This window comes from Microbacterium sp. ZW T6_19, assembly GCF_044987465.1.
GTDB lineage: Bacteria > Actinomycetota > Actinomycetes > Actinomycetales > Microbacteriaceae > Microbacterium > Microbacterium natoriense_A.
Genome location: NZ_JBJDRH010000001.1, coordinates 480,198 through 499,262, shown reverse-complemented (window position 1 = coordinate 499,262; position 19,065 = coordinate 480,198). Strand labels below are relative to the sequence as shown.

20 protein-coding genes are annotated in these 19,065 nt (G+C 68.4%); 7 read left to right on the top strand and 13 right to left on the bottom strand.

Features of this window, described 5'->3' with window-relative positions; genetic code table 11:
* Positions 1 to 74 precede the first annotated feature (74 nt).
* The 5 genes from ald (at position 75) to ACI3KT_RS02195 (ending at position 7,618) form a co-directional block, all read left to right on the top strand.
* Positions 75 to 1,166 (top strand): alanine dehydrogenase, encoded by a 1,092-nt coding sequence (gene ald, locus ACI3KT_RS02215; protein ID WP_292909454.1) that lies wholly within the window; start codon positions 75 to 77, stop codon positions 1,164 to 1,166.
* Between the two features lie 208 nt (positions 1,167 to 1,374).
* Positions 1,375 to 2,769: an MFS transporter gene (locus ACI3KT_RS02210; RefSeq protein ID WP_307298548.1), complete on the top strand. Its 1,395-nt coding sequence runs from the start codon at positions 1,375 to 1,377 to the stop codon at positions 2,767 to 2,769.
* 10 nt (positions 2,770 to 2,779) lie between these two features.
* On the top strand, positions 2,780 to 4,327 hold the full coding sequence (locus ACI3KT_RS02205) for an FAD-dependent oxidoreductase (protein ID WP_404902266.1): 1,548 nt from the start codon (positions 2,780 to 2,782) through the stop codon (positions 4,325 to 4,327).
* Positions 4,324 to 6,405, top strand: a complete 2,082-nt coding sequence (locus ACI3KT_RS02200) for a molybdopterin oxidoreductase family protein (protein WP_404902265.1) — start codon at positions 4,324 to 4,326, stop codon at positions 6,403 to 6,405. The genes ACI3KT_RS02205 and ACI3KT_RS02200 overlap by 4 nt, the downstream gene beginning before the upstream one ends.
* A 10-nt stretch (positions 6,406 to 6,415) precedes the next feature.
* A complete protein-coding gene (locus tag ACI3KT_RS02195) occupies positions 6,416 to 7,618 on the top strand; it encodes a pyridoxal phosphate-dependent aminotransferase (protein WP_404902262.1) in 1,203 nt (400 codons plus the stop codon).
* A gap of 90 nt (positions 7,619 to 7,708) precedes the next feature.
* On the opposite strand, the gene ACI3KT_RS02190 is transcribed toward ACI3KT_RS02195, so the two are convergent.
* Genes ACI3KT_RS02190 through ACI3KT_RS02170 form a run of 5 tightly spaced genes read right to left on the bottom strand, consistent with a single transcriptional unit; the run spans position 7,709 to position 10,970 of the window.
* Positions 7,709 to 8,110: a VOC family protein gene (locus tag ACI3KT_RS02190; RefSeq protein WP_404902260.1), complete on the bottom strand. Its 402-nt coding sequence runs from the start codon at positions 8,108 to 8,110 to the stop codon at positions 7,709 to 7,711.
* A gap of 19 nt (positions 8,111 to 8,129) precedes the next feature.
* Positions 8,130 to 9,266: a UDP-N-acetylmuramate dehydrogenase gene (locus ACI3KT_RS02185; RefSeq protein ID WP_404902259.1), complete on the bottom strand. Its 1,137-nt coding sequence runs from the start codon at positions 9,264 to 9,266 to the stop codon at positions 8,130 to 8,132.
* Positions 9,266 to 9,664, bottom strand: a complete 399-nt coding sequence (locus ACI3KT_RS02180) for a MaoC/PaaZ C-terminal domain-containing protein (protein ID WP_307298561.1) — start codon at positions 9,662 to 9,664, stop codon at positions 9,266 to 9,268. The genes ACI3KT_RS02185 and ACI3KT_RS02180 overlap by 1 nt, the downstream gene beginning before the upstream one ends.
* The gene (locus ACI3KT_RS02175) at positions 9,664 to 10,119 is read right to left on the bottom strand and encodes a MaoC family dehydratase N-terminal domain-containing protein (RefSeq protein WP_307298564.1); all 456 of its coding nucleotides are present in this window, start codon (positions 10,117 to 10,119) and stop codon (positions 9,664 to 9,666) included. Before ACI3KT_RS02175 ends, ACI3KT_RS02180 begins: the two co-directional genes overlap by 1 nt.
* 35 nt (positions 10,120 to 10,154) lie before the next feature.
* Positions 10,155 to 10,970, bottom strand: a complete 816-nt coding sequence (locus ACI3KT_RS02170) for a sulfite exporter TauE/SafE family protein (protein WP_292909472.1) — start codon at positions 10,968 to 10,970, stop codon at positions 10,155 to 10,157.
* Between the two features lie 129 nt (positions 10,971 to 11,099).
* On the opposite strand from ACI3KT_RS02170, the gene ACI3KT_RS02165 reads away from it, so the two are divergent.
* A complete protein-coding gene (locus tag ACI3KT_RS02165) occupies positions 11,100 to 12,674 on the top strand; it encodes an AMP-binding protein (RefSeq protein ID WP_404902256.1) in 1,575 nt (524 codons plus the stop codon).
* Positions 12,675 to 12,755: 81 nt separating this feature from the next.
* Here ACI3KT_RS02165 and rplQ read toward each other — a convergent pair whose 3' ends face one another.
* From rplQ to ACI3KT_RS02130, 7 genes are all read right to left on the bottom strand, one after another.
* Positions 12,756 to 13,295: a 50S ribosomal protein L17 gene (gene rplQ, locus ACI3KT_RS02160; RefSeq protein WP_307298567.1), complete on the bottom strand. Its 540-nt coding sequence runs from the start codon at positions 13,293 to 13,295 to the stop codon at positions 12,756 to 12,758.
* 34 nt (positions 13,296 to 13,329) lie between these two features.
* Positions 13,330 to 14,319 (bottom strand): DNA-directed RNA polymerase subunit alpha, encoded by a 990-nt coding sequence (locus ACI3KT_RS02155; RefSeq protein ID WP_307298568.1) that lies wholly within the window; start codon positions 14,317 to 14,319, stop codon positions 13,330 to 13,332.
* Between the two features lie 157 nt (positions 14,320 to 14,476).
* Positions 14,477 to 14,875 (bottom strand): 30S ribosomal protein S11, encoded by a 399-nt coding sequence (gene rpsK, locus ACI3KT_RS02150; RefSeq protein ID WP_050722515.1) that lies wholly within the window; start codon positions 14,873 to 14,875, stop codon positions 14,477 to 14,479.
* Positions 14,876 to 14,907: 32 nt separating this feature from the next.
* Positions 14,908 to 15,282 carry a 30S ribosomal protein S13 gene (rpsM, locus tag ACI3KT_RS02145; protein WP_292909482.1) on the bottom strand — a complete coding sequence of 125 codons (375 nt, stop codon included), beginning with the start codon at positions 15,280 to 15,282 and terminating at the stop codon, positions 14,908 to 14,910.
* A gap of 130 nt (positions 15,283 to 15,412) precedes the next feature.
* Positions 15,413 to 15,529, bottom strand: a complete 117-nt coding sequence (gene rpmJ / locus ACI3KT_RS02140; protein ID WP_005050492.1) for a 50S ribosomal protein L36 — start codon at positions 15,527 to 15,529, stop codon at positions 15,413 to 15,415.
* Positions 15,530 to 15,595: 66 nt separating this feature from the next.
* Positions 15,596 to 15,817, bottom strand: a complete 222-nt coding sequence (gene infA / locus ACI3KT_RS02135; protein WP_005050493.1) for a translation initiation factor IF-1 — start codon at positions 15,815 to 15,817, stop codon at positions 15,596 to 15,598.
* A 163-nt stretch (positions 15,818 to 15,980) separates the two neighbouring features.
* Positions 15,981 to 16,691, bottom strand: a complete 711-nt coding sequence (locus ACI3KT_RS02130) for a thioredoxin domain-containing protein (protein ID WP_292909484.1) — start codon at positions 16,689 to 16,691, stop codon at positions 15,981 to 15,983.
* A gap of 293 nt (positions 16,692 to 16,984) precedes the next feature.
* Here ACI3KT_RS02130 and ACI3KT_RS02125 point away from each other — a divergent pair, with 293 nt between their 5' ends.
* Positions 16,985 to 18,025 (top strand): hypothetical protein, encoded by a 1,041-nt coding sequence (locus ACI3KT_RS02125; protein WP_404902254.1) that lies wholly within the window; start codon positions 16,985 to 16,987, stop codon positions 18,023 to 18,025.
* A gap of 190 nt (positions 18,026 to 18,215) precedes the next feature.
* Here ACI3KT_RS02125 and map read toward each other — a convergent pair whose 3' ends face one another.
* Positions 18,216 to 19,064 (bottom strand): type I methionyl aminopeptidase, encoded by an 849-nt coding sequence (map, locus tag ACI3KT_RS02120; protein ID WP_404902252.1) that lies wholly within the window; start codon positions 19,062 to 19,064, stop codon positions 18,216 to 18,218.
* Position 19,065: the final 1 nt, after the last annotated feature.

The following is a 19,065-nucleotide window of genomic DNA, read 5'->3' as shown; positions in this document are numbered from 1 at the left end:
AGTCTTCAGCAAATCTTCCCGTGAGCCGACGTTTCTGCGATCCTGACTTCACCGCCATCATCTCAGGAGGATCGATGAAGATCGCCGTGCCCACCGAGGTCAAGAACAACGAGAACCGCGTCGCGCTCACCCCCGCCGGCGCCGACCGCCTCGTACACGAGGGGCATCGCGTGCTCGTGCAGTCGGGCGCAGGGCTCGGCTCCGGCATCGCCGACGACGACTATCGCGCCGTCGGCGCGGAGATCGTCGCCACCGCCGACGAGGTCTGGCACGATGCCGAGCTCCTCATCAAAGTCAAGGAGCCGATCGCTCAGGAGTACGGCTTCCTGCGCCCTGATCTCACGCTCTTCACGTACCTTCACCTGGCCGCCGACCGCGCCCTCACGACCGCGCTCGTCGAGGCCGGCACCACGGCCGTCGCCTACGAGACCGTGCAGCTGCCCGACCGCAGCCTCCCGCTGCTGGTGCCGATGAGCGAGATCGCCGGCCGCCTCTCCGTCACGATGGGCTCGTATTCCCTGCTGCGCTCGAACGGCGGCCGCGGCATGCTGCTCGGCGGCATCGCGGGCGCCCCGCGTGCGAAGACCGTCGTGATCGGCGGCGGCGTCGCGGGCGAGCACGCCGCGGCGAACGCTCTCGGTCTCGGCGCGCAGGTCACCGTCATCGACATCTCGCTGCCGCGCCTGCGCGAGCTCGAGCACCGCTACGGCGGCGCTCTGCAGACCCGGATGTCCAGCCGATACGACATCGCGGAGGAGCTCGCCACGGCCGACCTCGTGATCGGCTCGGTGCTGATCCCCGGTGCTGCGGCCCCCAAGCTGGTCACCGACGCCATGGTCGCCGCGATGAAGCCGGGGTCGGTGCTGGTCGACATCGCGATCGACCAGGGCGGATGCTTCGAAGGCTCCCGTCCGACCACGCACGACGATCCGACCTTCGCCGTCCACGACTCGATCTACTACTGCGTCGCGAACATGCCGGGCGCGGTGCCCGCGACCGCGACGAGGGCGCTCACCAACGCGACGATCCCCTACGTGTCGGCGATCGCCGGCAAGGGCTGGGAGCGCGCAGCATCCGACGATCCGGCCCTTGCGAAGGGCCTGAACGTCCACGGCGGCCGCGTCGTGCTCGAGGCTGTCGCCCGGGCGCACGGCCTCGCCGCCTGAGGACTGCGTCACGCTCGCGTCGACGGCCGCGCTCCCGAGATCGGATGCTTCGTTACAGCCGTGTTTCGTCTTTCTCTTGCGCGGCGCGTCGCCGCCGTGATGGAGATGTGACGCCCCCGTAAAGTCCCTGCCGCACGCCCGGAACACCTCCCCCCTAGCGTGGCCGATACGCAAACCAGCGTGAAGCGCCACCCTACGGAGGTCTGCCATGGCAACATCCACCGACACCCTGCGCACGATCGATGCGGCATCCGGGGCCCTCGCCGAGCGTCCCGGCCGCTGGCTCGACGGCTGGAACGCCGAGAACGGCGAGCAGTGGGAGTCGCAGGGCCGCGCGATCGCGAAGCGGAACCTGGGCTGGTCGATCTTCGCCGAGTTCCTCGGCTTCGTGATCTGGCAGCTGTGGAGCGTCGTCGTCGTCATGCTCCCCGCCGCCGGATTCGCCCTCACCAGCGGCGAGCAGTTCTGGCTCATCTCGCTGCCGACACTCGTCGGCGCGACTCTGCGCATCCCCTACACCTTCGCGGTGGCCCGCTTCGGCGGCCGGAACTGGACGATCGTCTCCGCCGGCCTCCTGCTCATCCCCGCCGTCCTGCTGGGCATCGTCGTCCAGCATCCGGAACTCCCCTTCGGCGTCCTGCTCCTGGTCGCCGCGCTCGGCGGAGTCGGCGGAGGCAACTTCGCAAGCTCCATGGCGAACATCACCTACTTCTTCCCGCAGAAGGAGAAGGGCTGGGCGCTCGGCTTGAACGCGGCCGGCGGCAACCTCGGCGCCGCTGTCGCGCAGTTCACGGTGCCGATCGTCGTCACTCTCGGGGCTGCGGGCACGCTGAACCTCAGCCTCGCCGGCTGGTTGTGGGTGCCGCTGATCCTGCTCGCGATGTGGGGCGCGTGGCGGTTCATGAACAACCTCTCGACGGCGAAGACCGACTTCGCGGGGGTCGCTGCGGCCCTCCGAGAGAAGCACCTGTGGATCATGGCGTTCCTCTACATCGGCACCTTCGGCTCGTTCATCGGGTTCGCCGGAGTCTTTCCGAAGCTGATCGCCGACCAGTTCCCCGAGTTCTCCACACTCTCGATCGGCACCGCGAGCGTCGGGCTGGCGTTCCTCGGCGCGCTGACCGGATCGCTGGCCCGCCCCTACGGCGGTCGGCTCGCCGATCGCATCGGCGGCGCCCGGATGACGATCGCCGCGTTCACGTTGATGATCGCCGCGACGGTCGCGGTGATCCTCACTCTCCCGCTGCACAACTTCTGGCTCTTCCTCGGCCTGTTCCTGCTGCTGTTCATGGCGACGGGCATCGGCAACGGCGCGACGTACCGCATGATCCCCTCGATCTTCGCCGCCCGGGGCGCGGCACAGGCCGGTACCGAGCACGCGGTGTCCACTCAGCGCCAGGGTGCGGCCGCCGTCGGGATCATCTCGGCTGTCGGCGCATACGGCGGATTCCTCATCCCGCAGGTGCTGAACGCATCGCAGGCCACCACCGGCCGGTACGACTCCGCGTTCTGGGGCTTCGTGGTCGCTTACGCCGCGATGGCAGCGGTCACCGCCGTGATCTATCTCGTGCCGCGGGCGTCGCTCGACCGCCGGATCGTCTGAGGGCGTGCGCGTGTCGCCGCACAGAATCGTGCTGATCGGATTCGGGCCGGTCGGCGCACGGTTCGCGGAGGAACTGCTGCCCGCGGTCGAAGACGGCCGAGTGGACCTCACGATCGTCGGCGCCGAGTCGCACGATCCCTACAACCGGATCATGATCGCGGAGTACGCCGCGGGTGAGATCGAGCGCGAGTCGCTCACGACCGCGGTCGCCGCCGACTTCACCGCGGCCGGTGCCTCGGTGCTGCACGGTCGACGGGTGACGCTGATCGACCGCGAGGCATCCGTCGTCGTGCTCGACGACGGATGCCGGCTCCCCTACGACCGCGTCGTGCTCGCCACGGGCGCCAGGGCGAATCTCCCCGCGCTGGACGGGATCGACCGCCTCGGACCCGACGCCTCCGGGCTCGATCACGCGCTCACCGAGGGCGTGTGCGCCGTGCGCAGCCTGGAAGACGCGGAGCGTGTCAAAAAAGTCGTGGATGCCGGGGGCCGCGTCGTGATCCTCGGCGCCGGCGTGCTCGGGATCGAGTTCGCGCTGCTGCTGGCCGCAGCCGGCGCGATCCCCCGGCTCGCCCACTTCGGACCGATCCCGATGCCCCGGCAGCTAGACCGGGGCGCCGCCCACGTGCTCGCGGGATCCCTCGATCACGCGGGGGTCACGGTCGTCCCGCACATGCGCGCGGAGGGCGTCGTCGTCCGCGAGGTCGACGGCATCCGCTCGTTCCGAGCTCTCGTCTCCAGCGACGGCAAGCGCATCGAGGGCGACCTGCTCGTGCTCTCCTGCGGTGTGCAGGCGCGCACCGAACTCGCGGTCGACGCCGGTCTCCGGGTCGCTCGCGGTGTTCTCGTCGACGACCGGCTGCGCAGCTGGACCGACCCTCGCATCCACGCCATCGGCGACGTCGCGCACCTCGCCGACCCGATCGTCCACGCGCACGAGCGCGAGGTTCCCGGTGGCCCCTCCGGGCTGATCGGTCCCGGCTGGCGCCAGGCGGACTGGCTGGCTGCGGCGATCGTCGCCGAGCTGGAGGGTCTGGAGGTCGAGCCGTTCGCCGAAGAGGTGCCCGGGGTCGTGCTCGTGAAGGCGAGCCAGGTCGATCTCGTGTCAGCCGGCGATGTGCAGGCCGACCCCTTCGCGCCGACGCCGGTGGGTGAGAAGCCACGCGAGGTCGCGCTGTGGGCCGATCCGCAGCACGGCACCTACGTGAAGATGACGACGACCGACGGTGTGCTCGACGGCTTCGTGGCTGTGGGGATGCCGCGAGCCGCCGCCGAGCTGGCCGTGCTGTACCAGCGACGAGGCGAGCTTCCGAGCGACCGATCACTGCTGCTGCGGCTCGATGCGGCCGAGGCGGCTCTTCCCGTACCTCAGGGACGCGAGGCCACGGTCTGCATGTGCAACGCCGTCACGGCCGGCCAGATCGAGGACGCGGTGGCCGAGCACTCCTGCACGAGCGTGGAGGACGTCGGCAGGTGCACCCGGGCGGGTACCGGATGCGGTGGCTGCCGTGCGCGGATCGCAGATATGCTGACCGCTCTGGAGGTCGCCCCCGCATGACCGACACGCACTGCCCGTACTGCGCGCTGCAGTGCGCCATGACGCTCACCGCGACCCCCGGCGAGCGCCTTCCCGTCGAGGTCGCCGGTCGCGATTTCCCCACCAACCGGGGCGGGCTCTGCAAGAAGGGCTGGACCTCTGCCGAGCTGCTCGGCAGGGCCGACAGGATCACCGCCCCGCTCGTGAAGCAGGCCGACGGGACCTTCGTCGAGGCAGGCTGGGCGGAGGTCCTCGACCGCATCGCCGCCGCCGTCACGCGACTGAAGGCCGAGAGCGGCCCCGACGCGATCGGCGTGTTCGGCGGTGGCGGCCTCACGAACGAGAAGGCGTACCAGCTCGGCAAGTTCGCGCGCATCGCGCTGGGCACCCGCCTGATCGACTACAACGGGCGCTTCTGCATGTCTTCCGCGGCCGCGGCCGCGAACCGCGCCTTCGGCCTCGACCGGGGTCTGCCGTTCCCGCTCTCCGACCTCGACACGGCCGACGCCGTCCTCGTCCTCGGCTCGAACATGGGCGACACCATGCCGCCGTTCGTACAGCACCTGCAGGGAGCCAGAGGCCGCGGCGGGCTCATCGTCGTCGATCCGCGGCGCTCGACCACGGCCCGGCTCACCGAAGACGGCGCGGGGATGCACGTGCAGCCCGTCCCGGGGACGGACCTGGCACTCCTGCTCGGCATCGCCCACGTCGTCGTGGCCGAAGAGCTGTACGACCGCGACTATCTCGACGAGCGCACCGTCGGCTTCGAGGCTGTTCGACGCTCGGTGTCGTCGTGGTGGCCGGCCCGCGCGGAGTCCGTCACCGGGGTTCCTGCCGAGACGATCCGCGCCGTCGCGCACCGTCTGGCCGGTTCCTCTTCGGCCTACATCCTGACCGGGCGCGGAGTCGAGCAGCACGTCGACGGCACCGACACCGCGACGGCCGCGATCAACCTCGCCCTCCTGCTCGGCCTCGTCGGGCGCCCTGGGTCCGGATACGGCACGCTCACCGGGCAGGGGAACGGGCAGGGTGGCCGCGAGCACGGTCAGAAATCCGACCAGCTGCCCGGCTATCGCAAGATCATCGATCCGGCCGCCCGCGCTCACGTCGCCCGCGTGTGGGGTGTCGACCCCGCGATCATCCCCGGCCCCGGACTGCCCGCGGTGCAGCTGCTCGAGCGATGCGGAGCTGCCGACGGAGTGCGGATGCTGCTCGTGCACGGGGCCAACGTCGTGGTCTCTGCGCCGGACGTGTCGCAGGTGCGCGCCGCACTCGGGCGGCTCGACCTCCTCGTCGTGAGCGACTTCTTCCTGTCGGAGACGGCGCAGCTCGCCGACATCGTGCTCCCTGTGCTGCAGTGGGCCGAAGAGGACGGCACCATGACGAACCTCGAAGGCAGAGTCATCCGCCGTCGCCGCGCCGTCGATCCGCCTCCCGGAGCCCGCAGCGAGCTGTGGATCATGCGCGAGCTCGCCGAGCGGCTCGGCGCCCCTGGTACCTGGTCGCTCGACCCCTCCGAGGTCTTCGACGAGCTCGCCCGCGCGTCGGCCGGCGGCATCGCCGACTACTCCGGCCTGTCGCACGCGCTGCTCGACACCGGCGTCGAGGCGCACTGGCCGTACCCGGCCGGTTCCACAGGCACTCCGCGGCTGTTCCGCGAGCGCTTCGGCCACGACGACGGCCGCGCGCGTCTGGTCGCGGTACGGGCGCGTCAGCCGGAGACTCCGCGAGGCGCGGAACTCAGCCTCATCACCGGCCGCCTGCTCGCGCACTATCAGTCGGGCACGCAGACCCGAAGAGTGGCAGAGCTGAACGACCTGCACCCGCGCATCGTCGCCCAGCTGCATCCCCTGACCGCGCGCGACCGAGGTGTGGCGGAGGGGTCCCGCATCCGCCTGTCGAACTCCCGCGGCGCGCTCGAGGCCGATGTCGAGCTCACCGACGGCATCCGCCCCGACACGGTGTTCCTGCCCTTCCATTACTCGGGAGCGGAGAGTGCGAATCTGCTCACGAGTGCCGCGACCGACCCGCACAGCTCGATGCCGGAGTTCAAGAATGCCGTGGTCACCGTCGAAGCGATCCGGGCCGGCGCCGAGTAGCATTTGACGTGTGACCGAACGCGCACCTCTCTCCCGCAAACTGTCCGCAATCGCCGAGTCCGCGACTCTGAAGGTCGACGCCAAGGCGAAGGCCCTGAAGGCCGAGGGCAAGCCCGTCATCTCGTACGCCGCCGGCGAGCCCGACTTCGCGACGCCGCAGTTCATCGTCGATGCCGCGGCCGAGGCTCTCGCCGACCCCGCGAGCTATCGGTACACGCCGGCCCCTGGCCTTCCGGCCCTCCGCGAGGCGATCGCGGCGAAGACGCTGCGCGACTCGGGCCTCGAGGTCTCCCCTGCCCAGGTCATCGTCACGAACGGCGGCAAGCAGTCGGTCTACCAGGCCTTCCAGGCCGTGGTGAACCCGGGCGACGAGGTGCTGCTTCCGGCGCCCTACTGGACCACCTACCCCGAGGCCATCCGCCTCGCCGACGGCACTCCCGTCGAGGTGTTCGCCGGCGCCGACCAGGAGTACAAGGTCACCGTCGAGCAGCTCGAGGCCGCCCGCACCGAGCGCACCACCGTGCTCGTGTTCGTGTCGCCCTCGAACCCGACCGGCTCGGTGTACACCGCCGAGGAGACCAAGGCCATCGGCGAGTGGGCCCTCGAGCACGGCATCTGGATCGTCTCCGACGAGATCTACCAGAACCTCACCTACGAGGGCGTCAAGGCGACCTCGATCGTCGAGGCCGTGCCGGACGTCGCGAACCAGACCATCCTCGTCAACGGCGTCGCGAAGACCTACGCCATGACCGGCTGGCGCGTGGGCTGGATGGTCGGCCCCGCAGACGCCATCAAGGTCGCAGGAAACCTGCAGTCGCACCTGACCAGCAACGTGAACAACGTCGCCCAGAAGGCCGCGATCGCCGCGCTCAACGGCCCGCAGACCGAGGCCGAGCAGTTCCGCGAGGCGTTCGACCGCCGCCGTCGGCTGATCGTGTCGGAGCTGTCGAAGATCGACGGCCTCGTGGTGCCGAACCCGCTCGGCGCGTTCTACGTGTACCCCGACGTGCAGGGCCTGCTCGGCCGCACCTGGGGCGGCGTGACGCCGACCACATCGCTCGAGCTCGCCGACCTCATCCTCGACCAGGCCGAGGTCGCGGTCGTCCCCGGAGAGGCCTTCGGCCCGTCCGGTTACCTCCGCATGTCGTACGCGCTCGGCGACGACCAGCTCCTCGAGGGCGTGCAGCGCCTGCAGCGGCTGTTCTCCGCCTGACGCGTCTCGTCGCTTCGACTCGATGATCGCTCGATGACCGGAACTCCGGTCGTCGAGCGATCAGAGCGAGACGGGACGCTGCGAGATCCGTCAGTCCTCGGGGTGGAAGCCGATCAGCCAGCGGATGCCGTAGCGGTCGACGACTGTTCCATCGAAGTCGCCCCAGGGCCGCTCCTGCAGCGGGTCGATGACGCGTCCGCCCGCGGCGAGCTGGTCGAACCAGCTGGTGAGGGTCGTGGCATCCGCGGTGCCGAGCAGCGACAGGAACATGCCGGCCATCTGCACGGCGTCGTCGTCGGCTCCGGCATCCGCTCCGGCGATCTCGACGGGACCTGCGAGCTGGCCGTGCGCGATCGCGTCGCCCGGGCCGTCATGGCGACCGGCTGCCGCGTAGTCGAGCAGCTGAAGCTCTCCGCCGAAGACGGCCTGATAGGAGCCCAGCGCCTCGGCGGCGTTGCCGGGGAACAGCAGGTAGGGGATGAGTCCGCTCATGCCGCGAGTGTACGCCGGGCTAGAGCTCGACGCCCACGAGCACGGGCTCTGGCTGCAGGACGAGACCGAACTCCGAGTGCACGCGGCTCTGGATGAAGCGGGCGAGTTCCGAGACCTCCGCCGCGCTCGCTCCGCCGCGATTCGTGAGTGCGAGAGCATGCTTGGTCGAGACCGAGGCACGCGAACGCGGCAGCTTGAAGCCCTTGCGGATGCCGGCCTGCTCGATCAGCCAGGCCGCGCTGACCTTGACCTCGGCACGCTTCTGCGTCTGCACCGGCTGCGGGACCAAGCCGTCGTACGACGTGAGCGGGATCACCGTGACAGCGTCGAGGTCGGGCGTCACCGGCCACTGCGGGCACTCGGGCGGCAGCGCCCTGGCGACGCTCTCCGGCACGATCGCGTTCTGGAAGAACGAGCCGACGCCGTGCGTGTCGGGATCGTTCGCGTCGAGCAGCATGCCCTTCGATGCGCGGGTCGAGAGGATGCGCTCCCGCACCCAGCTCAGCGGCACCGGCTCGTCACTCTCGAGGCCGAGCGCGCGACGCAGCTGCGCGCCTCGCACCACGCGCTCCCCCGCCACGGCGAGGTCGACCGTGATCGAGAGGATCACGGCTCGGCGCTGCGGCTCGCTGCCGTAGTGGTGTTTGAACACCGAGGTGCGGAATCCGAGTCCGAGGTCGGATGCCGGCACGGTGACGATCTCGGACGTGTGCTCATCGAGCAGCTCGACCTCGGCCAGGGTCTCCTGGATCTCCTGGCCGTACGCCCCGATGTTCTGCACGGGGGCGGCGCCGACCGTTCCCGGGATGCCGCTCATCGCCTCGAGCCCCGCGTAGCCGTGCTGCACAGCGTAGGCGACCAGGTCGTCCCATCCGTGCCCGGCCTGTGCGCGCAGGCGGATGCGACCGGGGTGCGGAGAAGGCAGCTCCTCGATGCCTCGCGTGAGCACTCGGATCACGGTGCCCTCGAACGGCTCGTCGCCGACGAACAGGTTCGACCCGCCACCCAGGACGAACCAGTCGTCTCCACGAGCCCAGACGTCTTGCAGCGCGTCGACCAGTTCGGCGGTGGTGTTCGCCTCGAGCATGCGCTCGGGCGCCGCGCCGGTCTGCAGCGTCGTGAGCGCGGACAGGCGGATCGGCTCGACCTCGCGCATCAGATCGCGACGCGCAGCTGCGCTTTGACGAGCACGGTCGCCTCGCCGAACGTGACCTTGAGGTCGATACGCGCAGCGGTCTCGTCGACGGCTCCGACGGTCGCGAGGACGTGGACGTCGGCACCGCTCTCAGGATCGACGACGACGGGCTTGGTGAATCGCACGCCGTAGTCGAGGATGCGAGCGCTCGGGTCGAGCGCCGCGACGACGACGGACGAGGCGATTCCCATCGTCAGCATGCCGTGCGCGAGCACTCCGGGCAGTCCCACGGCCGCCGCGACGTCGTCACGGTAGTGGATGGGGTTGAAGTCTCCCGAGGCGCCTGCGTACCGCACGAGCGACTCCCGGGTCAGATGCACGGTGCGCTCGGCGACCACGTCTCCCACGGTGAACGACATCAGGAGGCCCCTTCTTCCGAGCCCACCAGCAGCACGCTGGTGGCCGTCACGACGTGGCTGCCCTCGGCATCCGTGATCTCGGCCTCGCTCGTGATCATGGCGTTCCCGCCCATCATGCGGATGCCGGTGACCTTCAGACGGCCGGTCAGTTCGTCACCCGCGACGATCGGCCGCGTGTAGGCGAAGCGCTGCTCGGCGTGGATCGTGCGCGCCAGCACGATGCCGGAGTCCGGCTCGGCGAGCAGCTGCTGCAGGGTGTGGTCCTGGATGACCATCGCGAACGTCGGCGGCGCAACGACGTCGGCGAAGCCTGCGGCGCGCGCGGCGTCCACGTCGGTGTGCTGCGGGGCGTCGGCGAAGACGGCGCGAGCGAACTCGCGCACCTTCTCACGTCCGACCAGGTACGGGGCGGTCGGCGGGTATTCCCGGCCGACGAGATCTTGGTTCACTGCCACCTCTCGATCCTACTTTCCCGAACCGACCGGCCTGTCTACTTCTGGGTCCCTGAGCCTGCCGAAGGGCGGCCTTTGATCGCCTTCATCGCCATCTGCGCCGCGATGACGACGAGGTATGCCGCGAACAGGATGTTCCCCGTGAGGGGATCGATCAGAGTCGCGAGCCACGCGCCGAGCGCCGTGGTCGTGCACGCCGAGACTCCGATGAGCGCGGCCGCAACGAGGTCGACGTTGTGGTTGCGCAGGTTGCCGATCGTTCCGGACAGTGCAGTCGGGATCATCATCAGCAACGAGGTGCCCTTGGCGACGAGGTCGCTGGTGCCGAAGGCGATCATCATCGCCGGAACCACGATCACACCGCCGCCGACGCCGATGAGGCCCGCGATCACACCGGTGGCGACGCCGAGCACGACGAGCGATATCCCGCTCAGCCAGTTGAGGTCGAAGTCGGCGTCGCGGGAGGGGATCACCAGGAAGAGCGTCACGATCACGACGAGGAGGAAGATCACGAACGCCCATCGCAGCACCGTCTGCGAGATCTTCGGCAGCAGCCGCGTGCCGATCTGCGCTCCGACCACGGATCCCGCGGCGAGGATCAGCGCCGGAACCCAGGCGACCGAATCGTGCACCGCATAGGAGATCACGCCCACCGTGGCCGTGGGGATGATCGCCGCGAGCGACGTGCCTGCTCCGAGGCGCTGGTTGAAGTGCAGCAGCAACACGAGCAGCGGCACGATGACGGTGCCGCCTCCGACTCCGAAGAGTCCGGAGAGAAGACCGGCGACGAGGCCGATCCCCACGAACGATGCGTAGGCGCGAGGCCCTCGGCTCAGGCTCTGGACGTCACTCACCGCTTCAGCCTACTCGCGGGCAGCGCTCGCCCCCCGGATGCGGGTGAACCCTGGGACTGGGTGCCATTGTGTGCGACACTGGATCGCATCGGACGCCGGCGTCCGCAGACCCGGATCGAAGGAGATCTCATGGTTCGCAGTTCCTACCCCGACGTGGAGATCCCCGACGTCTCCATCCACGAATTCCTGTTCGGAGACCTCGATGAGTCGCGGCTCGATGCCATCGCACTGGTCGACGGCATGAGCGGCGCCACCACGACCTATCGGCAGCTTCTCGGGCAGATCGACCTGTTCGCGGGCGCCCTCGCCGCGCGCGGCGTCGGCGTCGGGACGAAGGTGGGCGTGCTCTGCCCGAACGTCCCCGCTTTCGCGACCGTGTTCCACGGCATCCTGCGAGCAGGGGCGACCGCGACGACGATCAACTCGCTGTACACCGCCGACGAGATCGCGAACCAGCTGACCGATGCCGACGCCACCTGGCTCGTCACCGTCTCTCCTCTGCTCGCCGGGGCACAGGCCGCGGCCGAGGAGCTCGGGATCGAGGCGGATCACGTGATCGTGCTCGACGGCGCCGAGGGGCGCCCCTCGCTCCCCCAGCTCCTCGGAGAGGGGCACAGCGCCCCAGCGGTCTCCTTCGATCCCGCGACCCACATCGCGGTGCTCCCCTATTCCTCCGGCACCACGGGACGACCGAAGGGAGTCATGCTCACCCACCGCAACCTCATCGCGAACGTCTCCCAGTGCCGCTCCACGATCTCTCTCGCCGACGACGACCGCGTCCTCGCTGTGCTCCCCTTCTTCCACATCTACGGCATGACGGTGCTGCTGAACTTCGCTCTGCGCCAGCGTGCAGCTCTCGTGACGATGCCGAAGTTCGACCTCGTCGAGTTCCTGCGTGTGGTGCAGGAGCACCGGACCAGCTGGGTCTTCATCGCTCCCCCGATCGCAGTCGCCCTGGCGAAGCACCCCCTCATCGACCAGTACGACCTGTCGGCGATCAAGGTGATCTTCTCCGGCGCCGCGCCTCTCGACGGCACCCTGGCCACGACCGTCGCGAACCGGCTGGGCTGCGTGGTGTGCCAGGGGTACGGAATGACAGAGACGAGCCCGGTCACGCACGCCATCCCCTACGACCGCCCCGACATCGACCGCTCGTCCGTGGGCATGCTGCTCGCGAACACCGAAGCGCGGCTCCTCGCCGAGGACGGCGCCGATGTCGAGGTCCCGGCATCCGGCGCCAGCGAACCGGGCGAACTCCTCATCCGCGGGCCGCAGGTGATGCAGGGCTACCTCAACCGTCCAGACGCGACTCAGGAGATGCTGGACGCCGACGGCTGGCTGCACACGGGTGACGTGGCGACCGTCACCCACGACGGGGTCTTCCGGATCGTCGACCGCCTCAAGGAGCTCATCAAGTACAAGGGCTACCAGGTCGCCCCCGCCGTGCTCGAGGCGGTGCTGCTCGAACACCCGTCCATCGCCGATGCCGCCGTGATCGGCACACTCGACGACGACGGCCAGGAGGTGCCGAAAGCGTACATCGTGGTGCAGCAGGGCGCCGAGCTGGATGCGGATGCCGTGATGGCCCACGTCGCCGCGCATGTCGCGCCACACGAGAAGGTGCGTCAGGTGGAGTTCATCGGCGCCATCCCGAAGTCGGCCTCGGGCAAGATCCTGCGCAAGGACCTGCGCGCCCGCGCGTGATCGCACGACCGACTCCCCAGGCGCCAAAGACGAAGCCCGCCACCTCCGAGGAGGTGGCGGGCTTCGTCGTACGCTGGGCGCTTACTCGGACTTCTCCTCGGCAGCAGCCTCGACGGTCTCCTCAGCGGGAGCCTCGGTCTCGGCGACCTCAGCCTCGGGAGCCTCCTCGACAGGAGCCTCCTCGACGACCTCGGCCGGCTTCTCAGCCTTCTCGGCCTTCGGAGCGGAAGCCTTCTTGGTCGACTTCGCCTTCGGGGTGACGGGCTCGAGGACGAGCTCGATCACTGCCATGGGCGCGTTGTCGCCCTTGCGGTTGCCGATCTTCGTGATGCGGGTGTAGCCGCCCTCACGGTCGGCGACCAGCGGAGCGATCTCGTTGAACAGCACGTGAGCGGCGTCCTTGTTGGAGCGCAGCACCGTCATCGCACGACGACGCGCGTGCAGGTCGCCGCGCTTGCCGAGCGTCACGAGACGCTCTGCGAGCGGACGCAGGCGCTTCGCCTTGGTCTCGGTCGTGGTGATCGACTTGTGGGTGAAGAGCTGCGCGGCGAGGTTGGCAAGCAGCAGGCGCTCGTGGGCGGGGCCGCCTCCGAGGCGGGGACCCTTGGTGGGCTTGGGCATAATCGTCTAACTCCTGGTCAGGAAAGGTCGGGTATCAGAAGGACTCGTCTTCGCTGCCGCCGTAGAAGTGGGCGCCGTCGAAACCGGGCACCGAATCCTTGAGCGACAGACCGAGCGAGATGAGCTTGTCGCGCACCTCGTCGACCGACTTCTGGCCGAAATTGCGGATGTTCATGAGCTGCGTCTCCGAGAGGGCGACGAGCTCCGAAACGGTGTTGATGCCCTCGCGCTTCAGGCAGTTGTACGAGCGCACGGACAGGTCGAGGTCCTCGATCGGCATCGACAGCTCGCTGGAGTTCACAGCCTCCACCGGTGCCGGGCCGATCTCGATGCCCTCAGCCTCGACGTTCAGCTCGCGTGCGAGGCCGAACAGCTCGGTGAGCGTCTTCGCAGCCGAGGCGACGGCGTCGCGGGGGCTGATCGACGACTTGGTCTCGACATCGAGCACGAGCTTGTCGAAGTCGGTGCGCTCACCGGCACGAGTCGCCTCGACACGGTAGCTCACCTTGAGGACCGGCGAGTAGATCGAGTCGATCGGGATCTGACCGGCCTCTGCGTACTCGTTGCGGTTCTGCGTCGCCGAGACGTAGCCACGTCCACGCTCGATGGTGAGCTCGAGCTCGAACTTCGCGGTGTCGTTGAGCGTCGCGATGACGAGCTCGGGGTTGTGCACCTCGACACCGGCCGGAGCCGAGATGTCGGCGGCGGTCACTTCGCCCGCACCGGTCTTGCGCAGGTACGCCGTGATGGGCTCGTCGCGCTCGCTCGACACGACGAGCTGCTTGATGTTGAGGATGATCTCGGTGACATCCTCCTTCACGCCGGGGATGGTGCTGAACTCGTGCAGCACGCCGTCGATGCGGACGCTGGTGACAGCGGCGCCGGGGATCGACGACAGCAGGCTGCGACGAAGCGCGTTGCCGATCGTGTATCCGAAGCCGGGCTCCAGAGGCTCGATGATGAACCGGCTCCGGTTCTCGACGATCTTTTCCTCGGTCAGTGTGGGACGCTGTGCAATAAGCACTCTGTGTTCCTTTCGATCACATGCCCGCTATATGACATGTGGTGGGGTGAGGTCTTGAGTTGTGACGTTGCCGTCGGGCCCGCAGCCCTGGCGCGATGCCCCGGGGCGGGCAGTGAGTCGCCCGCCCCTCACAGGGCGAGCGACTCATGGAGCCTGATCAGACGCGGCGGCGCTTCGGCGGGCGGCATCCGTTGTGCGCCTGCGGAGTGACGTCCGAGATCGAGCCGACCTCGAGGCCGGCGGCCTGGAGCGAGCGGATCGCGGTCTCGCGGCCGGAGCCCGGACCCTTCACGAGGACGTCGACCTTCTTGACGCCGTGCTCCGCAGCCTGACGGGCAGCGGACTCGGCAGCCATACCGGCGGCGTACGGGGTCGACTTGCGGGAGCCCTTGAAGCCCACGCCACCCGACGATGCCCAGGCGATGACGGCGCCGGACGGGTCGGTGATCGAGACGATCGTGTTGTTGAACGTCGACTTGATGTGGGCCTGGCCCAGCGCGATGTTCTTCTTTTCCTTGCGGCGCGGCTTGCGCGCGGCGGCCTTGGGTGCAGCCATGAAAGTGTTCTCCTAGTCCCTGGGGCCGCTGCTTAGCGGGCCTTCTTCTTGCCGGCGACGGTGCGCTTCGGGCCCTTGCGGGTACGGGCGTTGGTCTTGGTGCGCTGACCGCGGACCGGGAGACCACGACGGTGGCGGATGCCCTCGTAGGAGCCGATCTCGACCTTGCGGCGGATGTCTGCTGCGACCTCGCGGCGCAGGTCACCCTCCACCTTGTAGTTGCCTTCGATGTGATCGCGAAGTGCGATGAGCTGGTCGTCGGTGAGGTCCTTCACGCGGATCGACTCGTCGATCTCGGTGGCCTTGAGGATCTCGACCGAGCGGGTACGGCCGACGCCGTAGATGTAGGTAAGGGCGATCACCACGCGCTTGTCGCGCGGGATGTCAACGCCGGCAAGACGTGCCATGCGGTTCTCCTGGATGTTGTGGAGGTGTGGAGCAGGATCGGTGCTCGGGCCTCCGCCCCGAGGTGTCCCCCACTCGCGTGGGATCTGATCCTGCCGTTGTGTATTGAGTTGTGAGTCGGATCTGTGCTGATCAGCCCTGGCGCTGCTTGTGGCGCGGGTTGCTCTTGCAGATCACCATGACGCGGCCGTGGCGGCGGATCACCTTGCAGTGATCGCAGATGGGCTTGACGCTGGGATTGACCTTCATGATGTGTTCCTGTTCGCTGTCTTCACCGGGCAGGCAGGGATGCCTGGGGTGTTACTTCTCGACCGATCAGCGGTAGCGGTAGACGATGCGCCCGCGGGTCAGGTCGTAAGGGCTGAGCTCCACGACCACGCGGTCCTCGGGGATGATGCGGATGTAGTTCTGCCGCATCTTTCCTGAGATCGTTGCCAGAACCTTGTGTCCGTTGGTGAGCTCAACGCGGAACATCGCATTGGGCAACGCCTCGGACACGACGCCCTCGATCTCGATGACACCGTCTTTCTTAGCCATAGCCTCGCTGACGCTTCTGCAGACCGGTCGATCTGCGGTGGGTGATTTGGATTGCGGTGCCGCACCGACTCAGACACGCCGAATCAAGGCACAAGGCACCAAAGATCTATGATATCCGACGGCGCCGGTTCCAGCAAGCTGGGGCCGGCGCCGTCGGCGGAGATCACTTGGCGGAGTCGTCGCCCTCTGTGCCGGTCGTCGCCGCGCCGGCCTTGGCGAGGACGTCCTCGAGCTTGGTGATCTCTCCCGCGTTCAGGTCGAGACGTTTGCCGTTGACCTCGACGGTCGGAGTGCCCTTGATGTCGTGGCTCGTGGTCTGCGATGCGACGAAGTTCTTGTACGTGCCGTCCGCGATGCAGTCCGCCGCTGCGCCGGCGCCCGCCTGGTCGGCGAGCGAGGCGAGCTCGTCGTCGCTCAGGCCGACCGAGTTCTCCTCGGGCTGATTGGCGAACAGCGAGTTGAAGAACGTCAGCGCAGCGTCCGGAGCTTCGGCGGCCACGCAGTACATCGCGCTCGCGGCACGGGTCGAGTACTTCGTGTTCTGCGAGTACCGATCGAGAATCGAGACGGGGTGGATGTTCAACGTGATCGCGTCGTTCGCCGCGGCTGTCTGCAGCTGCTCGCCGTACTGCGTCTCGAAGGTGCCGCAGATCGGGCACATGAAGTCGACGTAGGTGTCGACCTCGTCATCGCCGGTGCCGAATGTGATCGCACCCGTCTCCTGGTTCACGATCGCGCTCTGCGGTGCGGTGCCGGGGCCGGTCGCCAGCGAATTCGCCCACCACACGGCTGCTCCGATGGCGACCAGTACGACCACCACGGCCGTGGACACGCCGACGACGAACCAGTTCGTGCTCTTCTTGGCGACTGCCATTGCTTTCCGATCTGTCGAGGCTCACGCGCGTGAGTCCGGCCTGAAGTCTTCGGGTGTATGCACACCCATGCAACCATTCTGCCTGGTCTTTCCTATGCAGTGGTTGTGTTCGTCTCGATTGCCGCGAGACATCATCTCGCGCGCGAGCCACCTGCTGCGGCGTGGTGTTTCGCGCGCGGCTCGGTTTCTCACTCTCTTTGCACCGGTGCCCGGAAAATCAGATCGTCCACGGATCGTGCGGATTCGGAGGGACGCCGGCTCGCCGACGAGCGGCAGACGGACAGGATGCTGCCATGCCTCTGCTGCTTTCCTCACGGGCGTCGACGTCGTCGCCGCTTCCGCTTCTCACGTCGTCCGAAGCGCGTCTACGCGGTGTGCGCCATCGCGGCTCCGACTGGCTCCGCGTGCGGACCGGGGTCTATGTCGATCGCTCGGCATACCAGAAGCTCAGCCCCTCAGAGCGTTACGCAGTGCGCGTGCACGCGTTCCTCCGGACTCACCCCGACGCGATCCTCTGTTTCGAGTCCGCAGGCGTCATCCACGGCCTGCCGACGTTCGGCGAGGCCGAGCACATCCACGTGTACGACCCCTCACGCGCCCGGTCCCGCCGCTTCAGCGACGTGTGCGTGCACACGAGTGAGGATTCGCGCCAGGTGGAGCGGGTCGACGGCACTCTCGTCACGTCATTGCTCGACACGGTCGTCGACCTCGCCAGGGTGTTGCCGCCGGCGCGTGCCGTGGCTGTGGCGGACAGCGTCGTCTCGCCGGTTCAGGGAGGGACGCTTCAGCTCGATGAACTCCGCCTCCGCACGGGCGAGCAGGTGAATCGACGCGGACGCCGCCGTGCGTCGTGGACGTGGGACCACACCGTGCCGCTGTCGGAGTCGCCTGCCGAGAGCGTGAGCCGCCTGGTGATCGCGTGGAACGGGTTCGAGGCGCCGGCCCTGCAGCAGGTGTTCCGCTACGAGGGGCATGAGGACCGGACGGACTTCTACTTCCCGTCCTCCCGCGTCATCGGCGAGTGCGACGGCTGGCAGAAGTACGCGCTCGGCGAGCCCGAGAAGGCAGCGAAACTCCTCGCCGACGAGAAGCGGCGAGAAGACCGGCTGCGCCGGCATCGGCATCCGTTCGCCCGATGGGATCTGAGGGATGCCTGGAAGTCGGCGCCTGTGCGAGAAGCGCTGCTTGCCGCCGGCGCAGAGCTTGTGCGCCCGCCGGAGACCGGGATGCTGCGGACACTCGCAATCCGTTCCCGCGAGAAGCCACTTCGCGCCTCAGACACCACGCCCGGCGCAATGTCTCGCCGACGGAATGATGTCTCACCGCCGAAGTGATGTCTCACGCACGACCGGGCATTCACACGCCCGGCCCGCCCGCCGGAGACTCCCCCTCAGCCCGACGAGAAACCATTTCGCGCACGAGACACCACGCCTGGCACGATGTCTCGCGCGCAGAATGATTTCTCACCAAAATGAGTCCTGCGGAAGGAATACCACGCCTGGCGCGCAGCCGCATGCCGCCTGTCTAGGCGATGGGAGTGGGGACGACACCGAAGGGCGCAAGGCCCGCGGCTCCGCCGTCCTCGGCAGTCAGCACCCAGATTCCATCGGCGTGCACCGCGACGCTGTGCTCCCAGTGCGAGCCGTCGGAGCCGTCGATGGTCGAGACGGTCCAGTCGTCGTCTTCGACGAAGGTCTCCTCGCCGCCGGCGGTGACCATCGGCTCGATCGCGAGAGCCAGGCCCGGCTTGATCTCGGCGCCGGGGTCGGGCGTGCGGTAGTTGAAGACGCTCGGCGCTTCGTGCATCTTGCGGCCGATGCCGTGGCCCACGTACTCCCGAAGGATCCCGTAGGTGCGCCCCGAGACCTCCGAGACGCCCTGCGCCTCGATGTACTCCTGTATCGCTGCGCCGAGATCGCCGATGTGCGAGGCGGACGCCATCGCGGCGATGCCCGCCCACATCGCCCCCTCGGTAACGCGCGAGAGCTCCTGCCGCCGGGCGACCAGCCCGGCATCCGCCTCGCCGGGAACGATGAAGGTGCGGGCGCTGTCGCCGTTCCATCCCTGGAACTGCGCTCCCCCGTCGACGGAGACGATGTCGCCGGCCTCGAGCACCCGGTCGCCCGGGATGCCGTGAACGACCTCTTCGTTCACCGAGACGCAGATCGTGTGGTGGTATCCGCGCACGAGCTGGAAGTTCGACTCGCCTCCGCGCTCCAGGATGACGCGGTTCGCCTCGGTGTCGAGCTCGAGAGTCGAGACTCCAGGCCAGATGAGCGGAGCCACGGCATCAAGCGCCGCTGCTGTGATCAGCCCCGGCTCGACCATCGACTGCAGCTGTGCCGGGGTCTTGTAGATCGAACGACGGAACATC